The sequence below is a fragment of the Methanobrevibacter filiformis genome, assembly GCF_001639265.1.
GTDB classification, from domain to species: domain Archaea; phylum Methanobacteriota; class Methanobacteria; order Methanobacteriales; family Methanobacteriaceae; genus Methanacia; species Methanacia filiformis.
Genome location: NZ_LWMT01000244.1, coordinates 1 through 8793 on the forward strand (window position 1 = coordinate 1; position 8793 = coordinate 8793).

Genomic DNA, 8793 nt, shown 5'->3' on the forward strand with positions numbered 1-8793 from the left:
GCTGCAACTAATGAAATAAACATCAGAAATGCAATATACAATACAATACGAACAAGAAATCTAAAAGACACAATATACTAGAAAAAACATAAATAAACATAGTATAAAACCATACATGTCTAAATAATTATCCCTTAGTCAGTATGCCATTTATCAAAACATAATTCATACAAAAGCACTAATTTATTAATACAAATTTCATAATAAATGCACAAAAACTTAATAAAAAAAAGATTATTAAAGTCATTAATGCATAAAATCATATTTCAACACAAAGATTAATAAACTTTACTAAAAAACAATCAACAAACATAAACCACTTAAAACCCAATAAACTAAATAATAATCCTTATTTTAACTTAATATTACTTCATAATCACAATATAAACCAATAAATATCAATTAACTAATCAATGAATTATGGAAGATCTCCTTTAATTAACAAAACTCGTTAATAAAGTTTTTAAAGAGTTTTCAAGACAATCGTACTAAATTAACATTAAATTGTAGCTATTTTTTTCAACGTTTTTAAACTTGTCTTATTTACACTTAAATAGTGATATATTTTAAAAATTAGGTGAAAAATAAAAATATAATTAATAAGTATAGGAGTTTAATGGGTCGAAACTATTCTTTTAATAAAAACAAATTCAAACCATATCTAATAAGGGAAGATTATTACACTTTTGACAGTTCATTATAGCCATCTAATTGTTTAAAAACATCATGTTTCACTAAATTTTTAAAAGTTAGTATTATTTTAAGAGGTAGTATTCTTTTTTATAGGTGATTTTAAATATAATAGGGATCAATATATTAATAGGTGATTTTAAATGACAAGCACAAAATTATACAAAAATAATCAAACTGTTGTACCTTCCGAAATTAGAAAAAAATTTGATCTAAAGCCTGATGATATTATTGAATGGAGTATTAATCTAAATGGAAAACCAGAACTTGAATTTAGGAAAAAATCTACACTAAAAGATATACTCGGAAAAGTAACAGCTAAAGAACCAATTAATAGTGTCAAATTACAAAAAAAGATTGAACGAGGGGAAAATATTTGATATTAGTGGATGCAAACTTTTTAGTGGGAATTTATGTTACCAATGATCAATGGCATGATCAGGCTGTTAAAATATCCTCAGATGTTTATAAACAAGATAAAATACTAAGTGATTTATTAATATCCGAAATAACAACATTAGTAGCAAGTAAAGTTGGAGCAAAAGAAAGTAAAAATATATATTATCATATACTTGACAATTATGAAATTTATGATGTGGATAGGGAATTATATACAAAAGCAATGAATACTTTAGTAAAGTATGATGGAACACTATCTTTAGCAGATTCATTAAGTGTTGAAATAATGAAAAAATTAGGAATCTATGAAATAGTATCTTTTGATGATGATTTCGACAAAGTAGATGGGATAGTGAGAATACATTAAAATACAATTTTCCATGAACTCCCAAATTATAAATTTAACTCCTCTTTCCTTTTTTCTATTCCAAAAACCTAATATTTATAAATAATGTTTTTAATCAATTTTTAAGAGTATTGATATTTACTATATTCTCATAATCGATTAACAGTTTCTTGTTTTGAATTATTCCTATAATATTTTACATTTTGTCCAAATTACTAAAATTAAACCAAAATTATATATGTCTTTAATAATATTTAATAATATGATAAAACTTTTTTCAAAAGTTTGATAGATGATTTTAATTAATAAAGAGGTTTTGCTTATGGAAAATAATAAAGATGATGGAATTGTAAGAGATTCATCAAAAAAATATGTTTTATTTATAGCAGCATTTTCTACCTTTTTTTCTGCATTTGTAATTACAGCAATAACTGTAGCTTTGCCTTCAATAGCTATTCAATTTCATATTAATGCTATCTTTCAAAATTGGATAGCAACAATTTTTCTTTTAACTGTAGCTATTCTTTCAGTACCCTTTGGTAAGATATGTGGAAAATTTGGATTGAAGAAATTTTTATTTTTAGGTATTGGGATTATAGGAATAGGTAGCCTTGGAGCAGCATTATCTCCTTCTCCATGGTATTTATTGCTATTTAGAGCTGTTCAAGGAATAGGTTCTACAATGATATCTGTATCAACCTTTGCAATTGTTGCTCAGGCTGTGCCACCAAAAGAAAGAGGAAAAGCATTGGGAATGAATATTTCAAGTGTTTACATTGGTCTTACTCTAGGACCAGTTCTTGGAGGAGTAATAACTAATTTACTTGGCTGGGAATGGATATTTTATTTAATTATTCCTTTTTTAATCCTTAATTTAATCATCGGATATTCAAAAGTACCTGAAGAATGGGTATTATCTAAAGGAGAACCATTTGATTATATTGGAACTTTATTGTATGGAGTAGGTATTTTACTTGCAATATATGGATTTACAATTATAAATGAATTACATGGGGTTGTTTTAACAGCTATTGGTTTAATTATACTTGTAGCATTTGTATTATATGAGTTAAGACAAAAGATTCCTGTTTTTGAAGTTAAGCTATTTAAAAATACTAAGTTTTCTTCATCTACTGCTGCAGCCCTTATTTCTTATTTAGCTACATTTGTTGTAACTTATATTTTAACTTATTACTTGCAATATATTAAAGGAATGGATCCTCAAACAGCAGGAATATTTTTAATTGTAACTCCAGGGCTTATGGCAATTATAGCTCCAATTTCAGGTAGAGTTTCAGATAAAATTGATCCTCAAATACTTTCTGCAATAGGAATGCTATTTGTCGGAGCATCTTTAGCTATTTTATCATTTTTAAGTGGAGATATGCCATTAGAGTTAATTGTAATAGCTATGGTTTTAGAAGGAATTGGTTTAGGACTCTTCACTTCCCCAAATACAAATGCAATAATGAGTTCAGTTCCAAGAAAATTCACAGGAATAGCTTCTGCAACAGTGTCTACAGCTCGAGTTATAGGTCAAACTCTTTCTTTAGGAATGTTAACTGTTATATTAGCATTTATATTAGGTTCTGTTCAAATTATTCCAAAGTACTATCCCTTATTAATTCAAAGTTTACAGACCACATGTATAATATCAACGGTCTTTTGTATAATAGCTGTTGTACTTTCTGTTGTTGGGATAAATTCAAAAAATCAGTTGAATACTGAGTAATCAGTATTTTCATTTTTTATTTATTACATAATATACTTGGTTATTAATGCTTTTTTTGATTAATTTCAGTATAATATATTACTTTTCAAATGCTCTCGTTTAACTATTAAATACTACTGACTAACATAATATGAGTATGGAATTATGGAAAAATTAAACAATCCAAATTTTAAACCCTACATATATATGGTTCAAAAAATGAATCTGCATAACCACCTTTCAGATGTCTTCTAAAAATGAATGAGGCAATAGAGCATGCTCTAGATTAGAATGTCACATCATATGAACTTTGCTCATTCAGACATTTTTCAATTTAATGACGATTAGTATTTATTAAATCTTTTTATCATAGTAATAATACTTTTTAATACTATATATAATAAAAATATTACTATTATATAAACTTTTCGTTGCGGGTGCAGTGATGTCATGTATATAGTATAGAGAAACTTTATGCACAAACACAGCAGTGATATTATGAAAAAATATTCTTATTATTTATTCTTAGATGAAAGTGGGGACTTAGGATTGGATTCTGAATACTTTGTTATTAGTATTTTAATGATTAATTCAGAAGATCTTAAAAAATTAGAGAATATAATCAAAAAAGCTAGAAAGAATAAACTTAAACGCAAATTGAAAAATATAAATGAACTTAAATTTTATAAATTACCTCCAGAAATAAAGATTTATTTTTTAAAGGAACTTAATAAACTCAATTTTAAAGCTTACTCACTTGTAACACATAAAAAAGATTGTAAACATTTATTTTCAGCTAAATCTAATAAAAATAGGAATTATGCAGAAATGGTAATTTACTTATTAAAAGAAATAAATATCCAGAAATCTTTTGATTTGAAAATAGATCAATGTTTTCCTTCAAATTATATAAAGTTTATTCAAAAAGAAATATTGGGCGATTTAGCTAAATTTAATGAGAAGTGTAATATATCTCAAAATTCATCTGAAAAAATTAGAGGATTACAATTTGCTGATTTAATTGCAAGTAGTTGTTTTCAACACTTTGATAGAAAAAATAGTGAATTTTTTAAAATAATTGATAAAAATCATATCATATATAAATATAAGTAGTGTCCGTGCCCTATAGCCACATTATCCAATAAGGATCCGCCACCAGCGGGCAACGGAACTATAAGGCCTTACGCAGACAATACTATATATTATATTTATTATATTATATAAATTTTTTGTTTGATAAAATAAACATTAATCACATGTAACTGAATACACTAAAATACATAATAATGGTTCGAAGATATTTAGTTAGATTATTGTTTCGCTATGGGATTGGTTTTTATATTTGTTAATCTTCCAATAATTCTAAATCAATAACTAAATTTAAATAAAATAAAAACCATAATTAATATTATTGTAACAATAATAAAAATATTAGAATGAGGTTAAGTATATGGAAACTAAAAAAGTAACCTATAATCTGCCTATAGATGTTATAAATCAAATTTCAAATTTAAAAAAGAAAACAGGTAAAAGTAAATCTAAAATAATTGCTGATTTAGTAAAAGAAACCATGAATCCAGAAGATAAAGTAACAAGCAAAAACATAGCCAATACCTTACCACAAGTAGAAGGATTTGTAAAAACTGAAATGACAGCTGGAGGAATAGTATTAAAGGATGAAACAGATGCAGTAAAACTAAAAAATAGTATTTACCTAGATAAATCAGGGTTTTAAACATGATATTTTTAGAAACAAGCTTTTTAATAGGATTTTATGTTAAAAAAGACAAACATCATAGAAGAGCAATGAAAATATGGGAATATATAGGTGATGATAAAAAAGTAATAAATATAATGACTTTATATGAATTTTTAACTGTTTTAAGAAAGAAAAATGTTAAAAGTCATGATATAAAGAAATATTATAATGAAATATTAAACAATATAATCATCTTAGAAGATTTAGAAAACCATAATAAAGCAGTTGAAAATTGTTTAAGTAATGAAATTGGTTTTTTTGACAATTTACATCACGTTACAATGATTGAAAATGGAATTAAAGAAATAGCTAGCTTTGATAAAGGATTTGACATATTCAATGATATAAAAAGAATAGGATAATATTTCTACCCTAATTGAGAAAATATTTCTTATCGTTTTGCGAAATCAGTGTCTAAATAATTATTCTTTGATTAATTTACATCCAATATTATTATCTCTAAATACGATAGCTCCTTTAATTATATTTTTATTTTTGTATTGTCTTCCATATTCTTGTGTTTCTATTTGTTCTAATGCTTCATTTATCATGTAGTTAAGTGAGCTTTTGTTACTTTGTTTAAACTCAATTATTATTACATTGTCGTTTTCTTCAATTATTAGATCTGCATTTCCTTTATAGCCATGTACTTCGCTGTGAACATGTATTTTTGCTGAGTATAATAACATGAATACAAGTACATGGTAGTATCTTTCATCTTGTCCTCTTAAATTACTAGGTATTGGGGACAGATAATCTCCAAGTGTTTCTTTTATTTTCTTGCAATCTCCATCAATTGTATATTTTAAAAGTTTACTTGCATAATCTAAAATATCATTAAAAGAAATTTTAGAGTATCGAGCTATGAGATTTTCAAAAAGAGCAGTTTCAACCTCTAAATTAGGAATTTTTAAATCATAAAACTTCGCACGTTCACCAACTTCCACATTATCCACAGTTAAATATCCTGTTTGAAACAATAACACTTCTTCCTTAATATTTTCAGTTGTTGGATTCTTAAGTTCATTATAACTAACTCTATTTGGATCAGCAATAGATTTAAGACTATAAGCACCCATGGGATAATCAGCTAAAACACTTGGAGTACCTGTATTAAACCATTCCTCAGCAAATTCACCATGCTTAAAACACAGCAGTGTAGAATAAGGATTATATACTCTATCTTCACCATTCCAACTATAGCCATTATAATATGATTTAAGTTTATCTAAAGTATGAGAATAAGATATTTGGAATTTATCAGCTAATTTTTGAATAAATGGTTGGAAATTATCCTCTAATTCTTTTTGACTATATCCGCAGATAGAGTTAAACTCATTAATAAGTGTTAAATCATCTACATGATTTAATTTTGAAAAAACAGACACCTGAGCAAACTTAGACACTCCAGTTATAAAAATAAATTTAATATACTGATCATTTGTTTTTAAAACTTCATAAAAACTTCCTAATTTCTTTTGAATTTCGTCTAAATTCTTATTTTGAAGATTTGAGATAATAGGCTTATCGTATTCGTCAACTAAAACAACCACCTTTTTATCTGTTTTTTTAGAAATCTCACTGATTAAATCTGTGAATTTTTCTTCTAATGATTCACTGTATATATTTACTTGAAAATCCCTAGCTATTCTGTTGATAATATCTTTAAGTTTAGCTTCCAAATCATTTAAGGTATTATAAGTTCCCCCAGCTAAATCTATCTGTATTACTGGATATTCTTCCTCCCAATTCCATTTATCATAAATATATAATCCTTCAAAAAGCTTTTTATTTCCTTTAAAAAGCTCTTTTAAAGTACTGATAAGTAATGACTTTCCAAAACGTCGTGGTCTTGATAGAAAATTTATATCTCCACTTTTTATCATTTTGTGGATATATTTTGTTTTATCCACATATAAATAATTGTTTTCCCTTATTGTAGTGAAGTCTTGTCTACCTACAGGTAATTTCTGCATAATCTTTTACCTCTTATTTATCTATATTCTTTTACTTATTTTTGTTTTTGATTGTTTATATAATTGTTGATGTTATTATTATATATATTAGAATTTAGTAATAATATATTGTTAACTATGTGATATTAATTATTATAAAATATAATAAAAATTAAATTATAGAATATTTTTAGGAAAATTAAATCCCATGATTAAGAAAAATCTCTCAAATTAAAGGTTTATTCTTTATAAAGAGAAAATAACTATTATTTATATCTACTTTACCTCTTTAAAACATATGCCTATTTTAAATCTTATTTTAAATACTTCTAATAGCTATTAATTTACAATGAATATTTTTGATATTTTTGAGATAAATTTATATATTGTTAACTATATATAACTAAATATGCTAAGTGCAGATGAAGGAAAAAATAAGACATTAGGGACAAAATTAACCAATATTGAATATGAGGCAATACAAGAAATTATAAATGCTGGAATGTATTTAAATAGTTCTGATTTTGTCAGGGAAGCTGTAAGGGATAAGCTAAAATCAATTAACATAATACGGTTAAAAGATATTGATTATGATACTGCTAAAAAAGAAGTTCTTGGATATTTTAGAAAATATCAAGAATCATACATATCTGAAGTAGCTGAAAACTTAGAGCTTGATTTAGAGTTAGTTATTAAGATAACTGATGAATTGGAAAAAGAAGGACGTTTAGGAGTTTAATAATGACTACTTACACAGAGAAGGGAACAATAATAAAAGGTAATCGTTTAGTTGCTGAAGCTAGAAAAATAACTGATGCTGTAGTTATAGTTAAATCTGGAAGGCATAAAGCACAAAGAGTAATTTTAAAAGATAATGCTATGTGTTATATTGATAGAAAACTAAAATTTATTAAATAAGGATTGTCATGATTTAAGATTTATCTGATTTAATCTAATTCTCATTATTTTCTGTTTTATATCTCCCCTTTTACTTCTCTAAAACACATGTCTATATTAAATCTTATTTAAATATTTTCAATAGCTATTAATTTACAATGAACTTGATAAGCAGCCTCTTTCCTGGAGACCAACATGTTGCAAGTGTTAGATTATAAGATCCAGAAAGGAATTTTATAGGATTTACTTTATAATCCTACTTTATATCATTAATTTTAGTAATTTCATAAATATATTTTTTCTGAGATAAATAATCATCAATTGTAATTGTATCTCCAGTTTTAAAGTATTTAATGTTAGTAAAAGCATAATTAATGATTAAAATGCTTTATTTATGGAAATAGCTTTTGATCAAACTTTTTCTAAAAGTTTGAAACGTTTGTTTCATGTTAGTAAAAGCATTTCTTAATTTGAATTGATTATTTTTTGAAATAGCTTTTGTTCAAACTTTTTTTAAAAGTTTGTTTCATATTTTTAAATGGTGCAGAGTAGCTAGTGTGATGTTCAAGAAGTCCAGAAGTTCCATTTTCTCCGAAGTAATAACTTTCATTATAATGATAGACTGAACCATAATTAATTCACTCCATCGGATAGTATATTCCAGCTATCAGCATAAGGATTTGAGAAAGTAACATTTACCCCAATAAATTTTTAGCTTTTTCACTTGAATTTCCACTTCCAGTTATATTAAAACTATCCAATACAATATCTTCACCATTTAATTTATTATTTGGATTTTCATAATCTTTTATAAAAATTATGCTATAATATAAATGTTTGTACTTTTTAAAGTATAGTGAATTAATTTAACTATACTTTTTAAAGTATAGTAGTTATGCTTTACTATACTTTTTTAAGAACAATAGTTATCTTCCCTAGCTTTAGATTGATTTTAATACTAACCTATTTTTAATTTAAATCACCTTTAATTATTATAAATTTATTTGATAAACCAAACAGGAGATAAAAAATTCTA

9 protein-coding genes are annotated in these 8793 nt (G+C 25.2%); 8 read left to right on the forward strand and 1 reads right to left on the reverse strand.

What is annotated here, in order from left to right; genetic code table 11:
* Positions 1 to 833: 833 nt before the first annotated feature.
* From MBFIL_RS06970 to MBFIL_RS06995, 6 genes are all read left to right on the forward strand, one after another.
* The gene (locus MBFIL_RS06970) at positions 834 to 1070 is read left to right on the forward strand and encodes an AbrB/MazE/SpoVT family DNA-binding domain-containing protein (protein WP_066972953.1); all 237 of its coding nucleotides are present in this window, start codon (positions 834 to 836) and stop codon (positions 1068 to 1070) included.
* Between the two features lie 5 nt (positions 1071 to 1075).
* A complete protein-coding gene (locus MBFIL_RS06975) occupies positions 1076 to 1456 on the forward strand; it encodes a type II toxin-antitoxin system VapC family toxin (RefSeq protein WP_245637476.1) in 381 nt (126 codons plus the stop codon).
* A 301-nt stretch (positions 1457 to 1757) separates the two neighbouring features.
* The gene (locus tag MBFIL_RS06980; protein WP_066972957.1) at positions 1758 to 3167 is read left to right on the forward strand and encodes an MFS transporter; all 1410 of its coding nucleotides are present in this window, start codon (positions 1758 to 1760) and stop codon (positions 3165 to 3167) included.
* Positions 3168 to 3620: 453 nt separating this feature from the next.
* Complete coding sequence (locus MBFIL_RS06985; RefSeq protein ID WP_066972960.1) at positions 3621 to 4259, forward strand: DUF3800 domain-containing protein; 639 nt, start codon at positions 3621 to 3623, stop codon at positions 4257 to 4259.
* A 337-nt stretch (positions 4260 to 4596) separates the two neighbouring features.
* Positions 4597 to 4881 (forward strand): hypothetical protein, encoded by a 285-nt coding sequence (locus tag MBFIL_RS06990; protein ID WP_066972962.1) that lies wholly within the window; start codon positions 4597 to 4599, stop codon positions 4879 to 4881.
* Positions 4882 to 4883: 2 nt separating this feature from the next.
* Positions 4884 to 5267 carry a type II toxin-antitoxin system VapC family toxin gene (locus MBFIL_RS06995; protein WP_066972964.1) on the forward strand — a complete coding sequence of 128 codons (384 nt, stop codon included), beginning with the start codon at positions 4884 to 4886 and terminating at the stop codon, positions 5265 to 5267.
* Between the two features lie 60 nt (positions 5268 to 5327).
* On the opposite strand, the gene MBFIL_RS07000 is transcribed toward MBFIL_RS06995, so the two are convergent.
* On the reverse strand, positions 5328 to 6881 hold the full coding sequence (locus MBFIL_RS07000) for an ATP-binding protein (RefSeq protein WP_066972965.1): 1554 nt from the start codon (positions 6879 to 6881) through the stop codon (positions 5328 to 5330).
* 388 nt (positions 6882 to 7269) lie between these two features.
* Between MBFIL_RS07000 and MBFIL_RS07005 the strand changes: the two genes are divergently transcribed.
* Positions 7270 to 7599 carry a hypothetical protein gene (locus MBFIL_RS07005; protein ID WP_066972968.1) on the forward strand — a complete coding sequence of 110 codons (330 nt, stop codon included), beginning with the start codon at positions 7270 to 7272 and terminating at the stop codon, positions 7597 to 7599.
* A gap of 2 nt (positions 7600 to 7601) precedes the next feature.
* Positions 7602 to 7778 carry a hypothetical protein gene (locus MBFIL_RS10870; protein ID WP_169805516.1) on the forward strand — a complete coding sequence of 59 codons (177 nt, stop codon included), beginning with the start codon at positions 7602 to 7604 and terminating at the stop codon, positions 7776 to 7778.
* Positions 7779 to 8793 lie beyond the last annotated feature (1015 nt).